The sequence below is a fragment of the Pseudomonas sp. FG36 genome, from assembly GCF_057809275.1.
Window position 1 is genome coordinate 57,344 of sequence record NZ_JBMDJQ010000023.1, and the last position, 20,591, is coordinate 77,934.

17 protein-coding genes are annotated in these 20,591 nt (G+C 64.6%); 12 read left to right on the top strand and 5 right to left on the bottom strand.

The window, feature by feature from the left end; all coding sequences use genetic code 11:
* Positions 1–111 precede the first annotated feature (111 nt).
* Genes rsmA through ACODS9_RS17990 form a run of 4 tightly spaced genes read right to left on the bottom strand, consistent with a single transcriptional unit; the run spans position 112 to position 6,005 of the window.
* Positions 112–912, bottom strand: a complete 801-nt coding sequence (gene rsmA, locus ACODS9_RS17975) for a 16S rRNA (adenine(1518)-N(6)/adenine(1519)-N(6))-dimethyltransferase RsmA (protein ID WP_489094412.1) — start codon at positions 910–912, stop codon at positions 112–114.
* Positions 909–1,898, bottom strand: coding sequence for a 4-hydroxythreonine-4-phosphate dehydrogenase PdxA (gene pdxA / locus ACODS9_RS17980; RefSeq protein ID WP_401107823.1), 990 nt, complete (start codon positions 1,896–1,898; stop codon positions 909–911). Before pdxA ends, rsmA begins: the two co-directional genes overlap by 4 nt.
* Positions 1,895–3,214 (bottom strand): peptidylprolyl isomerase, encoded by a 1,320-nt coding sequence (locus ACODS9_RS17985; RefSeq protein ID WP_110697477.1) that lies wholly within the window; start codon positions 3,212–3,214, stop codon positions 1,895–1,897. Before ACODS9_RS17985 ends, pdxA begins: the two co-directional genes overlap by 4 nt.
* On the bottom strand, positions 3,195–6,005 hold the full coding sequence (locus ACODS9_RS17990; RefSeq protein WP_401107829.1) for an LPS-assembly protein LptD: 2,811 nt from the start codon (positions 6,003–6,005) through the stop codon (positions 3,195–3,197). Before ACODS9_RS17990 ends, ACODS9_RS17985 begins: the two co-directional genes overlap by 20 nt.
* Before the next feature lie 132 nt (positions 6,006–6,137).
* On the opposite strand from ACODS9_RS17990, the gene ACODS9_RS17995 reads away from it, so the two are divergent.
* From ACODS9_RS17995 to ACODS9_RS18005, 3 genes are read left to right on the top strand one after another with little or no spacing between them, the layout of a single operon-like run.
* Positions 6,138–7,157, top strand: coding sequence for an aminoglycoside phosphotransferase family protein (locus ACODS9_RS17995; RefSeq protein ID WP_023632127.1), 1,020 nt, complete (start codon positions 6,138–6,140; stop codon positions 7,155–7,157).
* Complete coding sequence (murU, locus tag ACODS9_RS18000) at positions 7,154–7,825, top strand: N-acetylmuramate alpha-1-phosphate uridylyltransferase MurU (RefSeq protein WP_401107834.1); 672 nt, start codon at positions 7,154–7,156, stop codon at positions 7,823–7,825. The genes ACODS9_RS17995 and murU overlap by 4 nt, the downstream gene beginning before the upstream one ends.
* Before the next feature lies 1 nt (position 7,826).
* Positions 7,827–8,591: a TerB family tellurite resistance protein gene (locus ACODS9_RS18005; RefSeq protein ID WP_038707236.1), complete on the top strand. Its 765-nt coding sequence runs from the start codon at positions 7,827–7,829 to the stop codon at positions 8,589–8,591.
* Positions 8,592–8,642: 51 nt separating this feature from the next.
* Here the strand turns inward: ACODS9_RS18005 and ACODS9_RS18010 are convergent, their stop codons facing one another.
* Positions 8,643–9,647: an alpha/beta hydrolase family protein gene (locus tag ACODS9_RS18010; RefSeq protein WP_489094413.1), complete on the bottom strand. Its 1,005-nt coding sequence runs from the start codon at positions 9,645–9,647 to the stop codon at positions 8,643–8,645.
* A 95-nt stretch (positions 9,648–9,742) separates the two neighbouring features.
* On the opposite strand from ACODS9_RS18010, the gene ACODS9_RS18015 reads away from it, so the two are divergent.
* The 9 genes from ACODS9_RS18015 (at position 9,743) to trpE (ending at position 20,568) form a co-directional block, all read left to right on the top strand.
* Positions 9,743–12,145 carry a PAS domain-containing sensor histidine kinase gene (locus ACODS9_RS18015; protein ID WP_489094414.1) on the top strand — a complete coding sequence of 801 codons (2,403 nt, stop codon included), beginning with the start codon at positions 9,743–9,745 and terminating at the stop codon, positions 12,143–12,145.
* Positions 12,139–12,771 carry a response regulator gene (locus tag ACODS9_RS18020; protein ID WP_172670942.1) on the top strand — a complete coding sequence of 211 codons (633 nt, stop codon included), beginning with the start codon at positions 12,139–12,141 and terminating at the stop codon, positions 12,769–12,771. Before ACODS9_RS18015 ends, ACODS9_RS18020 begins: the two co-directional genes overlap by 7 nt.
* A 281-nt stretch (positions 12,772–13,052) precedes the next feature.
* Positions 13,053–14,165, top strand: coding sequence for an ABC transporter ATP-binding protein (locus tag ACODS9_RS18025; RefSeq protein ID WP_046857370.1), 1,113 nt, complete (start codon positions 13,053–13,055; stop codon positions 14,163–14,165).
* A gap of 40 nt (positions 14,166–14,205) precedes the next feature.
* Positions 14,206–15,240 (top strand): ABC transporter substrate-binding protein, encoded by a 1,035-nt coding sequence (locus ACODS9_RS18030; protein ID WP_401107841.1) that lies wholly within the window; start codon positions 14,206–14,208, stop codon positions 15,238–15,240.
* A 67-nt stretch (positions 15,241–15,307) separates the two neighbouring features.
* Positions 15,308–16,555 carry an ABC transporter permease gene (locus tag ACODS9_RS18035; RefSeq protein ID WP_489094415.1) on the top strand — a complete coding sequence of 416 codons (1,248 nt, stop codon included), beginning with the start codon at positions 15,308–15,310 and terminating at the stop codon, positions 16,553–16,555.
* An 11-nt stretch (positions 16,556–16,566) separates the two neighbouring features.
* A complete protein-coding gene (locus ACODS9_RS18040; protein WP_023630658.1) occupies positions 16,567–17,394 on the top strand; it encodes an ABC transporter permease in 828 nt (275 codons plus the stop codon).
* Between the two features lie 132 nt (positions 17,395–17,526).
* The gene (gene rpe / locus ACODS9_RS18045; RefSeq protein WP_031315131.1) at positions 17,527–18,201 is read left to right on the top strand and encodes a ribulose-phosphate 3-epimerase; all 675 of its coding nucleotides are present in this window, start codon (positions 17,527–17,529) and stop codon (positions 18,199–18,201) included.
* Positions 18,198–19,016 (top strand): phosphoglycolate phosphatase, encoded by an 819-nt coding sequence (locus ACODS9_RS18050; protein WP_023630656.1) that lies wholly within the window; start codon positions 18,198–18,200, stop codon positions 19,014–19,016. Before rpe ends, ACODS9_RS18050 begins: the two co-directional genes overlap by 4 nt.
* Positions 19,017–19,086: 70 nt before the next feature.
* Positions 19,087–20,568, top strand: coding sequence for an anthranilate synthase component I (trpE, locus tag ACODS9_RS18055; RefSeq protein WP_046857366.1), 1,482 nt, complete (start codon positions 19,087–19,089; stop codon positions 20,566–20,568).
* The last annotated feature ends 23 nt before the right edge of the window (positions 20,569–20,591 follow it).

Below are 20,591 nucleotides of genomic sequence, written 5' to 3' on the forward strand. Positions count from 1 at the left end.
ACTGACGCAATAACGCAGTCTAGGCCATTGGCGGGGGTGGAGGCCAGTCATGCCTGAGCGCGGGGCAAGCCCATTCCCACGGTGGGGCGGGCTTGTCCTGCGCTGGTTTGGTCAGGCCTGGTGTTCGGCCAGCTTGTCGGCCAGGCGCACGAAGGCGGCCAGGTCGAGCTGCTCGGGGCGCAGGCTGCCATCCACGCCAGCGGCCTCGATGGCCTGGCTGTCGAGCACGCCCTTGAGCGTGTTGCGCAGGGTCTTGCGGCGCTGGTTGAAGGCTTCGCGCACCACGTGCTCCAGCAGCTTGGGGTTCTTGGCCGGGTAGGGCAGCACTTCGTGGGGCACCAGGCGCACGATCGCCGAGTCCACCTTTGGTGGCGGGTTGAAGGCACCCGGGCCGACGTTGAACAGGTGCTCCACGCGGCAGTGGTACTGCACCATGATCGAAAGGCGGCCCCAGTCGCCGCCGCCAGGGCCGGCGGCCATGCGTTCGACCACTTCCTTCTGCAGCATGAAATGCATGTCGCGGATCAGGTTGGCATGGGCCAGGAGGTGGAAGATCAGTGGCGTGGAGATGTTGTAGGGCAGGTTGCCCACCACCTTGAGGCTGCGCTCAGGCACGCCCAACTGGTTGAAGTCGAATTTCAGGGCATCGCCCTGGTGCAGGCGGAAGTTGTCGCGCCCGGCGAACTTGTGTTGCAGGATCGGCACCAGGTCCTTGTCCAGCTCCACCACGTCCAGCTGTGCGCCGCTACCCAGCAGACCCTCGGTCAGGGCGCCCTGGCCCGGGCCGATCTCCAGCAGGTGTTCGCCGGCCTTGGCGTTGATCGCCCGCAGGATACGGTCGATGATTCCGGCGTCATGCAGGAAGTTCTGGCCGAAGCGCTTGCGCGCCCGGTGTTGGTATTGCTCGGTCATGGTCGGTTCTCGGCCATCTGGTAGGCGGTTTGCAGGGCGACGCGCAGGCTGCCTGTGTCGATCCGGCCGGTGCCGGCCAGGTCCAGGGCGGTGCCATGGTCGACCGAGGTGCGGATGATCGGCAGGCCCAGCGTCACGTTGACCGCGGCGCCGAAGCCCTTGTATTTGAGTACGGGCAGGCCTTGGTCGTGGTACATCGCCAGCACCGCGTCGCAGTGCTCCAGATATTTGGGGGTAAACAGGGTATCGGCCGGCAGCGGACCGCGCAGGTCCATGCCTTCGGCGCGCAGGCGCTGCAGCGCCGGCTCGATGATGTCGATTTCTTCACGGCCCAGGTGGCCGCCTTCTCCGGCATGCGGGTTGAGCCCGCAGACCAGGATGCGTGGGTTGGCAATGCCGAACTTGTCACGCATGTCCGCATGCAGGATGCGGGTGACGCGCTCCAGACGGTCGCCGGTGATGGCCTCGGCGATGTCCCGCAGGGGCAGGTGGGTGGTCACCAGTGCCACGCGCAGCCCGTGGGTGGCCAGCATCATCACCACTTGCGTGGTGTGGGTGAGGTCGGCGAGGAACTCGGTATGCCCGGAGAAGGCGATACCGCTTTCGTTGATCACGCCCTTGTGCACCGGCGCGGTGATCATCCCTGCGAAGTGCCCGTCCAGGCAGCCTTGCCCGGCACGGGTAAGGGTTTCCAGGACGAATGCGGCGTTGGCCTTGTCCAGCTGCCCGGCTGTCGCCGGACGGGCCAGGGGGGTATCCCAGACATACAGGCTGCCGGCGGCAGCCGGTTGCTCCGGCCAGGCGGTCGGCACAACCGTGATCAGCTTGACGTCCAGGCCCAGCTGCGTGGCCCGCTCGGCGAGCAGGTCACGGCTGGTGATGGCAATCAGGGGGTGGGGCTGGACCTCGGCGGCGAGCAGCAGGCACAGGTCGGGACCGATGCCGGCTGGCTCGCCGGGGGTGACGGCGAAGCGCAGGGGTTTCACTGGGCGACCTGGTCGGCGCCAGGCAGCTTGATTTCAACGTAGGCTTCGTCGCGGATCTGGCGCAGCCAGTTCTGCAGCTCTTCGTCGTACTTGCGGTTGCGCAGGACGTTCATGGCCTGCTGCTCGCGAGCCTGTTCGGTGCTGTCGGTGGCGCGGCGGCCCAGCACTTCCAACACATGCCAGCCGTACTGGGTCTTGAACGGCTTGGTCACCACGCCTTGCTCGGCGTTGGCCATCTGCTCGCGGAACTCTGGTACCAGGCTGTTCGGGTCGACCCAGTTGAGATCGCCGCCGTTGAGCGCCGAACCCGGGTCTTCCGAGAAGCTCTTCGCCAGCTCGGCGAAGTTTTCACCGTTCTGGATCCGGTCGTACAGGCGCTCGGCCAGTTGCTCGGTGGCGGCTTCGCTGCGGATTTCGCTCGGTTTGATCAGGATGTGGCGCACATGCACTTCGTCGCGCAGCACGCTCTGGCTCCCGCCGCGCTTCTCTTCCAGTTTGAGGATGATGAAGCCGTTGGGGATGCGGATTGGCTGGGTGATGTCGCCGACCGCCATGCTGCTGAGCATCTTGGCGAAGTCTGGTGGCAGCTGGCCTGCCTGGCGCCAGCCCATCTCACCGCCTTCCAGGGCGTTTTCACTGCGCGAGCGAGCGATGGCCATCTGGCCGAAGTCCGCGCCTTGCTTGAGCTGCTGGTAGACATCGCCTACCTGGCGCGCGGCGGCCTGGATGGCCTCCGAGTTGGCGCCTTCCGGGGTCGGGATGAGGATGTTGGCCAGGCGGTACTCTTCGGACATCTGCATCTTGCCCAGGTCCGAGTTGAGGAAGTTCTTCACTTCCTGCTCGGAGACCTGAATGCGCTCGGCGACGCGGCGCTGACGCACGCGGCTGATGATCATCTCGCGCTTGATCTGCTCGCGGGCATCGTCGTACGACAGGCCGTCATGGGCCAGGGCGGCACGGAACTGTTCCAGCGACATGCCATTGCGCTGGGCAATGGTGCCGACGGCCTGGTTCAGCTCTTCGTCGGTGATGCGGATGCCAGAGCGCTCGCCGATCTGCAGTTGCAGGTTCTCGACGATCAGGCGTTCCAGCACTTGCTGTTCCAGCGCACTGGTGGGCGGCACGCCGCCGCCACGCTTGGCGATGGTCTGCTGCACTTCGCGAACGCGCTGGTCCAGTTGGCTCTGCATGACCACGTCGTTGTCGACGGTGGCCACGATGCGGTCGATGGGTTGTACCGCGGCATGCACCGCGCCACTCAGCATTGCGGCGCCCAGCATCAGCGGGCGCAGACGATCAATAAGCTTGCTCTTCACGGGTACGGTAACCTTGAATGCCTTGGTCCAGGAACGATTCGACCTTGTTGCCGACTACACCACCGAGCCCTTTGAGCACGATCTGCAGGAAGATGCCGTGGTCGCCCTTTTCGTTTTGCGGAACGGCTTGGCTGAAATCGTCGTAGTCGATCCAGTAGCGGTTGATCAGACGCAGCTTCCAGCAGCAGTTGTCGTACTCGAAACCGCCCATCGCCTCGAGGGTACGGTTGCGGTTGTAGTCATGCTGCCAGCGACCGATCACGCTCCACTGAGGCACGATCGGCCAGATGACCGAGAAGTCGTGCTGCTGGATCTTGTAGTAATCCTTGATGTAGTTCGGGGTGCCCGGCGTGCCGTAGTCGCCACCGCCGACCTTCCAGTTACCGGTCTGCGAGTCATAGGTGATCAGGTCGTTGCGGTAGCGATAACCGAGGTTGACGACCTTGTTCGGGTTGTCTTCAGGCTGGTAGTGGAACATCGCGCTGCCCGAACGGGTGCTGCGGCTGTCCGGGTCCCAGTTGAAGTCCGAGTTGAAGCGCCAGTCGCGGTTGAAGGCGTATTCGTATTCCAGCGCGTACGGCGAGACATCCGATTTGCTGTCTTCGCGGGTACGATAGTCGATGCCAGGAAGCTGGACCTTGCGATCCTTGAAGTAGAACGCCTGGCCAATGCTGAAACGCTGACGTTGGAAGCCGTTGTCTTCAATCCAGCGGTTGGTCACGCCCAGCGACAGCTTGTTCTCGTCACCGATACGGTCTGTGCCGCTGAAACGGTTGTCGCGGAACAGCGAGGAGTAGTTGAACGTGTTTTCCCCGGTGTCGAAGAGCGGGATATCGGTCTGGTCCTTGTACGGCACATAGAGGTAGAACAGGCGTGGCTCGAGAGTCTGCCGGTAGTTGGTGCCGAACAGCTGTGTGTTGCGGTCGAAATACAGACCGCTGTCCACGCTGAATACCGGAATGTCGCGGTTCTGATTGCTCTTGAAGTCGCCGTAGAGTTCGTTGCGGCCTGGATTGTCGATCAGGTCCTGTTTGCCCTTGCCGTCCAGATCCAGATCGTAATGGGTGTAGACGTACTTCAGTTTCGGCGTGATGAAGCCATAGCTTGCTTGCATCGGCAGGCTGATTGCCGGTGCGACGTTCAAGCGGGTGCCGTTGGAGCGGGCGATGCCGAAGACGTTCTCATCCAGGCGACGGCCGTTTGGACCTGCGGTGGTGTCCAGGAAACCGTCCTTGTTTCTGACGGTGTCGTTGAGCAGGTCGCGCTCAAAGCGCACGGCCTCGGTCTCGTAGCTCAGATCGAAGCCACCCGGATGGAACGGCAGCATGCCATTGAAGGTGACCTGCGGCAGCTTGTCGTACGGCGTGATCTGCGAGATGGTCGCCATCTCGTAGGCGTGCACGTTCAGGCGTGCGGTATAGCTGTCGCCCCGGTAGGTCAGTGTGCCGCGCTGGTTCAGGATGTCCCGGCTCTGTACGCCGATCTGGTCGGTTTCCAGGTCCTGGAAGTAGAACGGATCGCTGATGTCGGTGTAGTCCACCTCGGTCATCAGGCGCTCGTCCAGACCACCCTTGTGCTGCCAGTTGACCATCCAGCGGTCTTTCTTGTAGTCCGTCTGTTTCTTGCGGTCGTCGTCCTGATCGCTCAGGAAGCCGCCGCCGAACTGCCCTTCGCTGGACTTGGTCAGGTAGCGGAACTCGCCTTCCATCAACATGCCGCGCTTGGCCATGTAGCGCGGGTACAACGTGGCATCGTAGTTCGGTGCCAGGTTGAAGTAATACGGCGTGACCAGCATGAAGCCGGTGTCGCTGCTGGAGCTGAACGACGGCGGCAGGAAACCGGACTGGCGACGGTCGTCGATCGGGAAGTAGATGTACGGTGTGTAGAACACCGGGAAATCCTTGACCCGCAGCGTCACGTTGGTCGCGGTGCCGAAGCCGGTGGCCGGGTTCAGGGTGATGTTGTTGCCCTTGAGCTGCCACGCGTTGCTGCCCGGCTCACAGGTGGTATAGGTACCGTCCTTGAGGCGGATGATGGCGTTTTCCGCACGTTTGGCGTACAGCGCGTTGCCGCGGATGTGCGACTTGTGCATCACGTATTCGGCGTTGTCGACCCGGGCCTCGCCGGTATCGAGCTGGATCTGCGCCTCGTCGCCAACCACCAGCGAGCCGTTGTCGCGGATCTTGACGTTGCCCTTGAGCTCGCCGCGGTTTTCGGCCTGGTACAGGTTGGCCTCGTCGGCCTCGGCCTGCATGCTGCCCTGGCGCATGACCACGTCACCGGCGAGGGTGGCGATCTGCTGCTCCTGCTGGTACTTGGAGACCTTGGCGTTGATGTAGGTCGGCGACTCGTCCTTGGGCGTGGAGTCGTCCATGCCCGGGCGGGCGGGCTCGATGTAGGCGCCGCCGCAGTACGGGCCGGTCTCGGCCAGTTGCGCGGCAGTGAGCTTCTCGCGCGGGACCCAGTCCAGATGGCTGTAGTCTTCGCTGCGCGACTTCAGGCCGCGGCCCTTGGCCTCGGTGACCAGCATCGGCTTTTCGGCCTCTGCCGCGGCAACTTCGCCGGGTGCCTCGGCACCCGAGCTGGCAGCGGCAGCGCCCGGGTGTACCGGGCGTGGAGGCAGGTTGGCAGCGGTCTTGGGCTTGCAGTCCCAGCCACCGGAAGCGGACACTTGGCAGTCGAACTGCTCGGCCGCCACCACGTACGACGTGGCCAGGGGTTGCAGGGCCAGCAAACCGCCAGTCACGAGCAACGGAAACTTTCTACGAAACGCGGGGGATTTCAATGCCATCTTATTAGTCCGGGCTTCCTGCGTGCCATCTGCCCGCGTGTGGGGGCCGCACGCCTCTCGATGGTCTGAAAAAGATGCTGGATAATAAAGCATGACCCGCTTGACGGCTAGGGCCGTCGGAGAACCCTTGTAATGCCCGATCACGATGTACGCCTGCAACAACTGACCGCCTGGCTTGCCGGGCAGCTGGAGAACCTCTTCCGTACCAATGCCTGGGGCGAAGTGCCCGCCGGCAGCCTGACCGCCGCCAGCAGCGATGCGAGTTTCCGCCGTTACTTCCGCTGGGAGGGCGCCGGGCACAGCTTCGTGATCATGGATGCGCCGCCGCCCCAGGAGAACTGCCGCCCGTTCGTCGACATCGACCATCTGCTGGCCACGGCGGGCGTGAACGTGCCGGTCATCCATGCCCAGGACCTGGAGCGCGGTTTCCTGCTGCTGGGGGATCTGGGCCGGCAGACATACCTGGACATCATTGATCAGGGCAATGCCGATGCCCTGTTCGCCGACGCCATCGATGCGTTGCTGGCGTTCCAGCGCTTGCCGATGGACGCGCCACTGCCCAGCTACGATGTCGCACTGCTGCGCCGCGAGGTCGAACTGTTCCCCGAGTGGTACGTGGGCCGCGCGCTTGGCCTGAGCTTCAGCGACGCGCAGCAGGCCACCTGGCAACGGGTCAGCCAGCTGCTGATCGACAGTGCCCTGGACCAGCCCAAGGTATTGGTGCACCGCGACTACATGCCGCGCAACCTGATGCACAGTGCGCCAAATCCAGGCGTGCTGGATTTCCAGGATGCGGTCTATGGCCCGGTCACCTACGACATCACCTGCCTGTTCAAGGACGCTTTCCTCAGCTGGCCCCAGGCCCGCGTCGAGGGCTGGTTGCATGATTACTGGCACAAGGCAAAGACCGCCGGGATTCCGGTACAGGCTGACTTCGAAGCCTTCCAGCGTGCCAGCGACCTGATGGGGGTGCAGCGCCACCTCAAGGTGATCGGTATCTTCGCGCGCATCTGCCACCGCGACGGCAAGCCACGCTACCTGGCCGACGTGCCGCGTTTCTTTGCCTATATAGATGAGGTGATCAGCCGCCGGCCTGAGCTGGCCGAGCTGGGCCAGCTGATTGCCGAACTCCAGGCCGGGGCGCGTTCATGAAGGCGATGATCCTGGCGGCAGGCAAGGGCGAGCGCATGCGCCCGCTGACCCTGCACACGCCCAAGCCGCTGGTGCGAGCCGCCGGCAAGCCGTTGATCGAGTACCACCTCGAGGCGCTGGCCCGTGCCGGTATTGGCGAGGTGGTCATCAACCACGCCTGGCTTGGCCAGCAGATCGAGGATCACCTGGGCGATGGCAGCCGCTTCGGCCTGGTGATCAGCTATTCGCCGGAGGGCGAACCGCTGGAGACCGGTGGCGGGATCTTCAAGGCGCTGCCGTTGCTGGGTGATGCGCCGTTCATCCTGGTCAATGGCGATGTCTGGACCGACTACGACTTCGCCGGCCTGAATGCGCCGTTGCACGGCCTGGCGCATCTGGTGCTGGTGGACAACCCCGGCCACCACGGCCGTGGCGACTTCCGCCTGGCGGACGGGCAGGTGAGCGATGGCGATGACTTCCCGGGAACGCTGACTTTCAGTGGTATCTCTGTGCTGGACCCGGCGCTGTTCGCAGGTTGTCAGCCCGGCGCGTTCAAACTGGCCCCCCTGTTGCGCAGCGCCATGGCCGAAGGGCGGGTGAGCGGCGAGCACTATGGCGGGCACTGGATCGATGTCGGCACCCTAGAGCGCCTGGCCGAAGTCGAGCGCCTGATCGGGGGGTGTGCCTGATATGTGGTGGCCGAGCACAGTGATTGGTGCCGGTGCCGGTTTCGCCGTGGCCAGCATCCCCGGTGCGTTGCTGGGGGCGCTGCTAGGCCAGGCCATGGATCGGCGCCTGCGGCTGCAGGGTTGGGAAGACGTGCGCGAGCGCCTGGGTGGGCGCCCGGCGCTGCGTGACGAAGAGTTGTTGTTCGTGTTGCTCGGCCGCTTGGCCAAGAGTGATGGCCGGGTTGTCGAGGGCCACATCCAGCAGGCGCGACAGGAGATGTCCCGTCTGGACCTGGCGGAACCTGCTCGGATGCGAGCGATTGCCGCGTTCAACCGCGGGAAGTCGGGCAAGGAGCGCCTGGGGCACTACCTGCGCCGTATCAGGGTGCAGCCCCACGGCGCCGAAGGTACCTTGCGCGCCTGTTGGCGCATGGTCTGGGCGGACGGCAAGGCCGGGCGGCAGGAACGCGACCTGTTGCTGGGCTGGGGCCAGCAACTGGGGCTCAGTCGCAACCAGGTGCAGGCCTTGTCGCTGGAGTATGAGCCGCGCCGGTCGTCGATCGAGGGCGGTGTCATGACCTATGCGGCGGCGCTGAGGTTGCTGGGGGTGGAGCCGGACACCGAGGCCGACAGGGTCAAGCAGGCCTATCGGCGATTGCTCAGCCGGCATCATCCGGACAAGCTGGTGGGCAGTGGCGCCAGCGAAGCGAAGGTACGCGAGGCGACCGAGCTTACCCGTGAGCTGCATCAGGCCTATGCGATGATCCGCAAGCGGCGGGGCTTGTAACGCCATTGCGGGCAAGACCGCGCCTGCCGGAGTAGGCAGGCGCAGTCATTCTTACTCTGCCTTCGGCGTCAGCCAGCCGCGCACCCGGCGCAACAGTTGTTCCTGCTCCGCCGCCTTGTTGCCAGGCACGGCCATCAGCGAAAGCTGTCGGTACAGGCTGCTCTTCTGCCGCTTGCTGGCCTGCAGGCGCTGCTGGGCCGCGAGCCGATCGGCTGTGCGGGTGGCGTAGTAGAGGTCGGCGGTCGGCACCTTGAGGGTCGGCGTCAGGCTCAGCAGGTCATGCTCGACCCGCGCCGGTGTCTGCGCGGCGACCATTACCAATTTCTGCACCTGAGGCGGCTGCTTCTCGCTGAGATAACGCGCGGCCCAGTATGCGCCACTGCCGCTGCCCAGCAGTACGATGCTGCGCGCCTTCTGCTGCTGGGCATAGGCCACGGCGGCGTCGAGGCGGGCGAAGATACGCTCGGCGTCCTCCTCGCTGGTGTGTTCGTCGGCTTCGACCGCGTCGGTGCTCTCGGCAGTATCCGCTTCCGGCGCGGTCGCCTGGGCGACGTTGGCGTTGGCATCGGCGGGCGTGTCCTTGGCCGGAGCCGACTCACCGTCCTCTTTTTTCGGTTCGATTGCAGGCTTGGCCTCGACCCGCGCCTGTGGGCGCTCGGCCAGCAGGTCGGGCATGCTCAGGCTCAAGGTGCTCCAGCCGACATCGGGGAAACCATGGCGCAGCGGGCCAACGGTGGTCGGCCAGTCGGCGCTTTCGCCCGCGCCCGGGACAATGATCACCGCGCCTTGCGGGTCGCTGTCGTTGGCCGGCTTCCACAGCGCCAGGAAGTTTTCACCATTGGCCTGCAAGGTCTGTTGTTCTGCCTTGGGTACCTGGCGCTCGAGGGCCAGTGCATCGTCCTGGCTACGCTCGAGCAGCGGTGGGCGCGGAGCGGGGGCGGAGGCGGCCGCCTCGACGGGCGCTTCGGGTTTCTCGGCGTCGTCGGCCTGAGCCGCGAACGGCAGGGCCGAAGCCAGGCAGAACATTGCCAGCGTCGTGCGATAAAGTGTGAACATCGATCAATCCAAGGCCAGAATCATACCGGCAGCCTAATGGTATTTGCCCGCGACGGCCACGCCAGGTGGCCGTCATTGCCAAGACGAGCGTAGAGATGAAGCGAGTGCGTTGCCTGTGGGTTATCGGCTGGTTGTGTCTACCCTTGATCGCCCTGGCCAAGCCGCAGGCGCCGCCCGCCGTGGTGCTGGATCCAGCCCAGCAGCAATGGCTGGACGAACACCGCGGCTTGCGCGTCGGCCTGGTGCTGCAGGCGCCCTATGCCCAGTTCGACCGCCGCCTGCAGCAATTCTACGGGGCCAACGTCGAACTGGTCGGCGCCCTGTCCCAGGCGTTGGGCCTGGATTTGACCTGGCGCGGCTTTGCCGATCAGGCCGCTCTTGAGCATGCCTTGCAGGCGGGCGAGATCGATTTCGCCCCAGGCCTTATGCAAACGCCGACCAGCCTGCGGCTGTGGTTGTTCAGTGACCCATACATGCGTGTGCCGCAGCTGGTGGTGGGGATGCGCAGCGGCGCGGTAGCCGTGGAACTGGAAAAACTGAACGCCAATGAACGGGTGGCGGTACGCATGCCCGGTACCTTGGCGGATTACCTGCGCGGCAACTACGGCAATCTGAACCTGCAGGGTGTACCCGACGAGCGCGAGGCCCTGCAGTTGGTGTTGGGCGGGCAGGCCGGCTTCGCCGTGCTGGACGAGGCGCAGCTCAGCCGGCTGTCGCGCGAAGGCGAGTTCGCCGACCTCGCGGTAGTGGGTGATATCGGTCTGCCGCAGTTGCTGCGGGTCGGCTCACGGCGCGATTGGCCAGTGCTGGCCGATATTCTCGAGCGTGCCTTGCAGGCCCTGCCGGCCAAGACCCTGGAGCAGATGCACCAGCGCTGGTTGCAGCCCAGGTATCCACGGTTCTCCGAGTCCGCCGGGTTCTGGCAGAACCTGGCCTTGCTGTTCAGCCTGCTGTTGCTGTGCGCCTTGGCCACCCTGGCCTGGCAGCGTCGTCAGCAGCGCGGCCTGGAGCGCGGGTTGCTGGCGGCCCGGGAGAGCCTGGTCGAGCGCCAGGTGCGTGAGGAGGCTTTGCGCCTGAGTCAGTTTTCCATCGACCAGAGCACGGTGGGCATTCTCTGGGTCAACTGGGACAGCCATGTGCGCTACGCCAACCATGCCGCCGAGCGCATGCTGGGCTTTGCCGAGGGGGCGTTGCTGGAGCTGCCACTGGTCGTTATCGAGCCGAACCTGAAGATGGATCGCTGGCTGGAACTGTGGAAGCGTGCCCGTACCGGCGATGGCGGCGAGCAGCAGTTCGAAAGCCAGTGTCGGCGCGCCGACGGCAGCCTGTTCCCGGTCGAGTTGTCGCTGTCGTTCCTGCGTTTTCGCGATGCCGAGTACCTGGTGGTGTTCCTCGCCGACGTCACCGAGCGCCGGCGCGACCTGGCCGCGTTGCGCGAAAGCGAGGCGCGGCTCAAGGGGATCGCTGGCAACGTGCCGGGGCTGGTGTTCCGCCTGGAGCGCGATCCGGCCGAAGGCGACCCGGAATTTCCCTATATCAGCGAAGGCAGCGAGGCGCTGGTCGGCTACACCCCGGCGGCAATCCAGCACCCGCAGATGGGGCTGCGCAACCTGGTCCATCCGGAGGATCGCGCCGACTACCATCGGGTCCAGGACCTGGCCTTGGCCAGCGACCAGGACTGGTCCTGGCAGGGGCGTATCCTCACCCGCCAGGGCGAGCAGCGCTGGGCCGACATCAAGGCGACCACTCGCCGCCTGGCCGATGGGCGCATGGTGTGGGACGGCGTGGTCTGGGACATCACCCAAGGCAAGCAGGCCGAGCTGGCGCTGGCCGGGTCCCAGGAGCAATTGCGCGAGTTGTCGGCGCACCTGGAAAGCGTGCGCGAAGAGGAGAAGGCGCGGATTGCCCGGGAAGTCCACGACGAACTGGGGCAGATGCTCACGGTGCTCAAGCTTGAGGTGTCGATGTGCGAGCTGGCCTTCGCCGAGCTGGACCCCGCCCTCAACGAGCGCCTGGCCAGCATGAAGCGCCTGATCGCCCAGTTGTTCCAGCTGGTACGCGACGTGGCAACAGCCCTGCGCCCGCCGATCCTCGACGCCGGCATCGCCTCGGCCATCGAGTGGCAGGCGCGGCGTTTCGAGGCACGCACGCAGATCCCCTGCCTGGTGCAGGTACCGGACAATCTGCCACCCTTGAGCGATGCCAAGGCCATCGGCCTGTTCCGTATCTTGCAGGAGGCGCTGACCAACGTCATGCGCCATGCCCAGGCGCACACGGTGCAGATCGAGCTGGTTCACGAGGCCGGGCAGTTGCGCATGACCGTGATCGACGACGGCGTGGGGTTTGCCATGGAGGCGGCACGGCCGACTTCGTTCGGCCTGGTGGGTGTGCGTGAGCGGGTGCTGATGCACGGTGGCAGCATGAGCCTGGACAGCGAGCCGGGCGAGGGCACCAGCCTGAGCGTGGCGATTCCTTTGAAGCAGGAGAAACAATCGTGATTCGAGTGCTGGTGGCGGAAGACCACACCATCGTCCGGGAAGGCATCAAGCAATTGATCGGCCTGGCCAAGGACATGCAGGTGGCAGGCGAGGCGGGCAATGGCGAGCAGTTGCTGGAAACCCTGCGCCACACGCCCTGCGAGGTGGTGCTGCTGGATATCTCCATGCCTGGGGTGAATGGCCTGGAGGCGATCCCGCGGATCCGCGCGCTGAACAATCCGCCGGCGATCCTGATGCTGTCGATGCATGACGAGGCGCAGATGGCGGCGCGGGCGCTCAAGGCCGGTGCGGCGGGCTATGCGACCAAGGACAGCGACCCGGCGCTGTTGCTCACGGCCATCCGCCGGGTCGCGGGGGGAGGGCGCTACATCGACCCGGCCCTGGCCGATCGCATGGTGTTCGAAGTGGGCCTGACCGAAACCCGGCCGCTGCACACGCTGCTGTCGGAGCGCGAATTCTCGGTGTTCGAGCGCCTGGCCCAGGGCGCCAACGTCAACGACATTGCCCTGCAGCTGGCGCTGTCGAGCAAGACCATCAGCACCCACAAGGCGCGGCTGATGCAGAAGCTCAAGGTCAACTCGCTGGCGGAGCTGGTGAAGTACGCCATGGAGCACAAGTTGGTGTGAGTGTTCTGGTTACGACAATGGCTTTTACGCAATCTCACCGTAGGAGCGGCTTTAGCCGCGAGGCAAGCGCCGCTGTCTCCGACACCGGCTTCGCGGGTGATTGCGGCTAAAGCCGCTCCTGCAAAGCTCGAGTTACCTGAAAACGCCATCCTTGTAGGGCGATCCCTACAGCAACTCTTCCATCCGGATGATGGCATTCTCTCAGCGCCCCCGATTTCCGGGGCTTTGCGCGTCTTCTACGCTTTTGCCTACGCAGTCATTCCAACAAGAAGGTGCAGGGCATGAGCGAGGCGAATTCGAACGAGACGCTGGTCAGCTTCCGAGGTGTGCAGAAGAGCTACGACGGCGAATCGCTGATCGTCAAAGACCTCAACCTGGACATCCGCAAGGGCGAGTTCCTGACCCTGCTCGGCCCTTCCGGTTCGGGCAAGACCACCAGCCTGATGATGCTGGCAGGTTTCGAGACCCCCACCGCCGGTGAGATCCAGCTAGCCGGGCGCTCGATCAACAATGTGCCGCCGCACAAGCGCGATATCGGCATGGTGTTCCAGAACTACGCACTGTTTCCGCATATGACCGTGGCCGAGAACTTGGCCTTCCCGTTGACCGTGCGCAACCTCAGCAAGACCGACGTCAGCGAGCGGGTCAAGCGCGTGCTCGGCATGGTCCAGCTCGATGCCTTTGCCAAGCGCTATCCCGGCCAGCTTTCCGGTGGCCAGCAGCAGCGCGTGGCACTGGCCCGCGCCCTGGTGTTCGAGCCGCAACTAGTGCTGATGGACGAGCCGCTTGGCGCCCTCGACAAACAGCTGCGTGAACACATGCAGATGGAGATCAAGCATATCCACCAGCGCCTGGGCGTGACCGTGGTCTACGTGACCCACGATCAGGGCGAAGCGCTGACCATGTCCGACCGGGTGGCGGTGTTCCACCAGGGCGAGATCCAGCAGATCGCCGACCCGCGCACCCTTTACGAAGAGCCTTGCAACACCTTCGTCGCCAACTTCATCGGTGAGAACAACCGCATCAACGGCACCCTGCTGGCCAGTGACGGTAATCGTTGCCAGGTGCAACTGGCCCGTGGCGAGCGGGTCGATGCGCTGGCGGTCAACGTTGGCCAGGCCGGTGACCCGGTGACCCTGTCGATTCGCCCCGAGCGGGTACGCCTGAACGGCCACAGCGAGAACTGCGTCAACCGCTTCTCCGGTCGTGTCGCTGAGTTCATCTACCTCGGCGACCACGTGCGGGTACGCCTGGAGGTCTGTGGCAAGGCCGATTTCTTCGTCAAGCAGCCGATCGCCGAGCTCGACCCGGCCCTGGCTGTGGGCGACGTGGTACCGCTGGGCTGGGAGGTGGAGCACGCACGCGCGCTCGATCCGATTGCCGAGGCCCATTGATGGTTTGCTTCACCAACCCTGAACTGTGGAGAGAATAATAATGCGCAAGCAGTTGAAACTGACCGCCCTGGCCCTTGGCCTGTTCGCCGCCGGCCAGGCCATGGCGGCCGACCTGACCGTGATTTCCTTCGGCGGCGCCAACAAGGCGGCCCAGACCAAGGCGTTCTACGAACCATGGGAAAAGGCGGGCAAGGGCAAGATCGTCGCCGGTGAGTACAACGGCGAGATGGCCAAGGTCAAAGCCATGGTCGACACCAAGAGCGTCAGCTGGAACCTGGTCGAGGTAGAGTCGCCGGAGTTGGCCCGGGGTTGCGATGAAGGCATGTTCGAAGAGCTCGATCCCGCACTGTTCGGTAATGAAGGCGACTTCGTGCCCGGCGCCATTCAGCCGTGCGGCGTGGGCTTCTTCGTCTGGTCCACGGTGCTGGCCTACAACGCCGACAAACTCAAGAGTGCGCCTGCCAGCTGGGCCGATTTCTGGGACACCAAGAAATTCCCGGGCAAGCGCGGCCTGCGCAAGGGCGCCAAGTACACCCTCGAATTCGCCCTGATGGCTGACGGCGTCGCACCCAAAGAGGTGTACAAGGTGCTGGCGACCAAGGAAGGCCAGGACCGCGCCTTCAAGAAGCTCGACGAACTCAAGCCGAGCATCCAGTGGTGGGAAGCCGGTGCCCAGCCGCCGCAGTACCTGGCCTCGGGTGACGTGGTCATGAGCTCGGCCTACAACGGTCGTATCGCCGCGGTGCAGAAGGAAAGCAACCTCAAGGTCGTATGGAATGGCGGCATCTACGACTTCGATGCCTGGGCCATCCCGAAAGGCGCCAAGGATGCGGAGGAGGCGAAGAAATTCATCGCCTACACCGTCCAGCCCGAGCAGCAGAAGAACTACTCCGAGAACATCGCCTACGGCCCGGCCAACAGCAAGGCGGTGGAGCTGCTGTCGGCCGAGGTGAAGAAGGACATGCCGACCACGCCCGAGAACATTGCCAACCAGGTGCAGATCGACGTGGCCTTCTGGGCTGACAACAGCGAACAGCTGGAGCAACGCTTCAACGCCTGGGCGGCGAAGAAGTAACACCTGCGCCGGAGCGTCGGCCTGATGGTCTGGCGCTCCTCTGTTCATCGGTTTTTCGGAGTTCGCCATGGCCATTGCAGTGCCCCTCAACGAAGGCGCGGGTAAAAGCCTCAAGCAGCGCCTCAAGCATGCCGAGCGGGTCAACCGCAGGAAGGCCCAGGCGTTGATCGCGCCGCTGGCGCTGTTCCTCCTGCTGGTGTTCCTGGTGCCGATCGCGGCGCTGTTGTACAAGAGCGTCGGCAACCCCGAGGTGGTCGCCGGCCTGCCGCGCACCGTCGAGGCAGTGGCGCAGTGGGATGGCAAGAGCCTGCCGGGCGAGGAGGTCTACAAGGCCCTGAGCCAGGACCTGGCCGAGTCTCGCAAGAACCAGACCCTGGGTGACCTTTCCAAGCGCCTGAACATGGAGCTGGCCGGCTACCGCAGCCTGTTGGCCAAGACCGCGCGGGCGCTGCCGTTCAAGGCCGAGCCTGCCTCCTATAAAGAAGCCCTGCAGACGCTCGACGAGCGCTGGGGCGATCCTGCCTACTGGCAGGCGATCCGTCGCAACACCAGCAGTGTCACGCCGTTCTACCTGCTGGCCGCGCTGGACCACCGTATCGACGACCTGGGCGAATTGGCCAAGGCCACCCCCGACCAGGCCATCTACCTGGACATCTTCGCTCGCACCCTGTGGATGGGGGTGGTGATCACCGTGATCTGTCTGTTGCTGGCCTATCCCCTGGCGTACCTGCTGGCCAACCTGCCGACCCGGCAGAGCAACTTGCTGATGATCCTGGTGCTGCTGCCGTTCTGGACCTCCATCCTGGTGCGGGTGGCGGCCTGGATCGTGCTGTTGCAGTCAGGCGGGCTGATCAACAGTGCGCTGATGGCCATGGGCATCATCGATCAGCCGCTGGAACTGGTGTTCAACCGTACCGGTGTGTACATCTCCATGGTGCACATCCTGTTGCCGTTCATGATCCTGCCGCTGTACAGCGTGATGAAAGGTATCTCGCCCAGCTACATGCGGGCGGCGATCTCCCTCGGCTGCCATCCGTTCGCCAGTTTCTGGCGGGTGTACTTCCCGCAGACCTACGCCGGTGTCGGCGCCGGCTGCCTGCTGGTGTTCATCCTCGCCATCGGCTACTACATCACCCCGGCGCTGCTGGGCAGCCCGAACGACCAGATGGTCAGCTACTTCGTCGCCTTCTACACCAACACCAGCATCAACTGGGGCATGGCCACCGCCCTGGGCGGATTGCTGCTGCTGGCCACCGTGCTGCTGTACCTGATCTATAGCTGGCTGGTCGGCGCCAGCCGCCTGCGCCTGAGCTGAGGAGCCTTGTCATGCTGAGCCCTTACATGTCGCCCGTGGAGCGGGTGTGGTTCTACAGCCTGCGCATCCTGTGCGGCTTGATCCTGCTGTTCCTGGTGTTGCCGGTGCTGGTGATCATCCCGTTGTCGTTCAACAGCGGGAGCTTCCTGGTCTATCCCCTGCAAGGCTTCTCGTTGCACTGGTACCAGGACTTCTTCGCCTCCGCCGAATGGATGCGCGCCCTGAAGAACAGCATCATCGTTGCCCCGGCAGCCACGCTGCTGGCCATGGTGTTCGGCACCCTGGCGGCCATCGGCCTGACCCGTGGCGACTTCCCCGGCAAGTCGCTGGTGATGGCGCTGGTGATCTCGCCGATGGTGGTGCCGGTGGTGATCATTGGCGTGGCCAGCTACCTGTTCTTCGCGCCGTTGGGCATGGGTAACAGCTTCACCTCGCTGATCCTGGTGCATGCGGTGCTGGGTGTGCCGTTCGTGATCATCACCGTGTCGGCGACGCTGCAGGGGTTCAACTACAACCTGGTGCGCGCGGCGGCGAGCCTTGGGGCCTCGCCTCTGCTGGCCTTCCGTCGGGTGACCTTGCCGTTGATCGCCCCCGGGGTGATCTCCGGCGCGTTGTTCGCCTTCGCCACGTCGTTCGATGAGGTGGTGGTGACCCTGTTCCTTGCCGGGCCCGAGCAGGCGACCCTGCCACGGCAGATGTTCAGCGGCATCCGCGAGAACCTGAGCCCGACCATCGCCGCGGCTGCCACCTTGTTGATCGCCTTCTCGGTGATCCTGCTGCTGACCCTGGAGTGGTTGCGTGGGCGCAGTGAGAAACTGAGGACCCAGCAGCCGGGCTGATCATGAAAGCGCTCAGTGAGGGGGGGGGGGCGGCGCATCGCCGCTCCCACGGGTACTTTGATACCAATCAGCCCCGATCCGCTTCCCTGAGTTACAATGCGCGCCACCGTGATTCTGCCCAACAGGTGCGCCATGCAGCCCTACGCTATTGCCCCCTCCATTCTGTCCGCCGACTTCGCCCGCCTGGGCGAGGACGTCGACAAGGTCCTGGCCGCCGGGGCCGACATCGTCCACTTCGATGTCATGGACAACCACTACGTGCCCAACCTGACCATCGGTCCGATGGTCTGCAGCGCCCTGCGCAAATACGGCGTGACCGCACCCATCGACGTGCACCTGATGGTCAGCCCGGTCGACCGCATCATCGGTGACTTCATCGAGGCCGGCGCCACCTACATCACCTTCCACCCGGAAGCCTCGCAGCACATCGACCGTTCGCTGCAACTGATCAAGGACGGCGGCTGTAAGGCTGGCCTGGTGTTCAACCCGGCCACCAGCCTGGATGCGCTGAAGTACGTGATGGACAAGATCGACATGGTCTTGCTGATGAGCGTCAACCCAGGCTTCGGCGGCCAGAAGTTCATCCCCGGCACCCTCGACAAGCTGCGCGAAGCCCGTGCCCTGATCGACGCCAGCGGTCGTGACATCCGCCTGGAGATCGACGGTGGCGTGAACGTCAACAACATCCGCGAGATCACCGCCGCCGGCGCTGACACCTTCGTCGCCGGCTCGGCAATCTTCAATGCCCCGGACTACAAGGAAGTCATCGACAAGATGCGTGCCGAAATGGCGCTGGCACGCGCATGAGCGGCTTCGAGCAGCTGTTCCCGGGGACACTGCCCAGGCTGGTGATGTTCGATCTGGATGGCACCCTGATCGATTCGGTACCCGACCTGGCTGCAGCCGTCGACCGTACGCTGCTCGAACTCGGGCGACCGCCTGCTGGCCTTGAGGCCGTGCGCCACTGGGTGGGTAACGGCGCCCAGGTGCTGGTGCGCCGGGCCCTGGCCGGCGGTATCGATCACGCCGCGGTGGACGACGAGCTGGCCGAGCGCGCGCTGGCGCTGTTCATGGAAGCCTATGCCGACAACCATGAACTCACCGTGGTCTACCCTGGTGTGCGCGACACCCTGCGCTGGTTGCGCAAGCAGGGTGTGGAGATGGCGCTGATCACCAACAAGCCCGAACGCTTCGTTGCCCCCTTGCTCGACCAGATGAAGATCGGGCGCTATTTCCGCTGGATCATCGGTGGCGACACCCTGCCACAGAAGAAACCTGACCCTGCGGCGCTGCTGTTTGTCATGAAAATGGCTGGCGTCAGCGCCGAGCAGGCGCTGTTCGTCGGCGATTCACGTAGCGACGTGCTGGCCGCCAAGGCTGCGGGTGTGCAGTGCGTCGGCCTGAGCTATGGCTACAACCATGGCCGCCCCATCGACGAGGAGTCGCCCAGCCTGGTGCTCAGCGACCTGCGCCTGCTGCTGCCCGGTTGCTTAGTCACCGACACTGGGATAACGTTGGCGGACCTTCAAGCCCCGCAAAGCAGAGACAACGACGTGGTGGTTACTGGCAAATTCTGGATGAAAGTCATCAAGGCCCTGGCCCGCTGGCGCTGGCGCGCCTGACTCCCGCCCGCCGGCTCCTGCCGGTACATCCGTTTGCCCGACCCCATTGCTGCTTGCCCCGAGGCTACACATGACCCGCGAAGAATTCCTGCGCCTGGCCGCTGCCGGCTACAACCGCATCCCCCTGGCCTGCGAAACCCTGGCTGACTTCGACACGCCGCTGTCGATCTACCTGAAACTGGCTGACCAGCCCAACTCCTACCTGCTCGAGTCCGTGCAAGGTGGCGAGAAATGGGGCCGCTACTCGATGATCGGCCTGCCGTCGCGCACCGTCATGCGTGTGCATGGCTACCATGTGACCATCCTGCAGGATGGCGTCGAGGTGGAAAGCCACGACGTCGAAGACCCGCTGGCTTTCGTCGAGGCGTTCAAGGACCGTTACAAGGTCGCTGACATCCCAGGCTTGCCGCGCTTCAATGGTGGCCTGGTCGGTTACTTCGGCTACGACTGCGTGCGCTACGTGGAAAAACGCCTGGGCGCCTGCCCGAACCCTGATCCGCTGGGCGTGCCGGATATCCTGCTGATGGTCTCCGACGCGGTGGTGGTGTTCGACAACCTGGCCGGCAAGATGCATGCGATCGTGCTGGTCGATCCGGCCGAAGAACAAGCGTTCGAGCAGGGCCAGGCCCGCCTGCAAGGTTTGCTGGACACCCTCCGCCAGCCGATCACCCCGCGCCGTGGCCTGGACTTGAGCGGGCCGCAGGCGGCCGAGCCCGAGTTCCGCTCCAGCTACACCCGTGACGACTACGAAAGCGCGGTGGGCCGGATCAAGGAATACATCCTGGCCGGCGACTGCATGCAGGTGGTGCCGTCCCAGCGCATGTCCATCGACTTCAAGGCTGCGCCCATCGACCTTTACCGGGCGCTGCGTTGCTTCAACCCGACGCCGTACATGTACTTCTTCAATTTCGGCGACTTCCATGTGGTCGGCAGCTCGCCCGAGGTACTGGTGCGGGTCGAAGACAACCTGGTCACCGTGCGCCCGATCGCCGGTACCCGCCCGCGTGGCGCCACCGAAGAAGCCGACCGGGCCCTGGAAGACGACCTGCTGTCGGATGACAAGGAAATCGCCGAGCACCTGATGCTGATCGACCTGGGGCGCAACGACGTGGGCCGTGTATCGTCCACCGGCAGTGTGCGCCTGACCGAGAAGATGGTGATCGAGCGCTACTCCAACGTCATGCACATCGTCTCCAACGTCACCGGCCAACTGCGTGAGGGCCTGACCGCCATGGACGCACTGCGGGCGATCCTGCCGGCCGGTACCCTGTCGGGCGCGCCGAAGATCCGCGCGATGGAAATCATCGACGAGCTCGAACCGGTCAAGCGCGGTGTCTACGGTGGCGCGGTGGGCTATTTTGCCTGGAACGGCAACATGGATACCGCCATCGCCATCCGCACTGCGGTGATCAAGGACGGCGAACTGCATGTGCAGGCTGGTGGCGGCATTGTCGCCGACTCCGTGCCGGCGCTGGAGTGGGAAGAGACCATCAACAAGCGCCGGGCGATGTTCCGTGCGGTGGCGCTGGCCGAGCAGACCTGCTCCAAGTAGGTTGATCGGGGCCGCAACGCGGC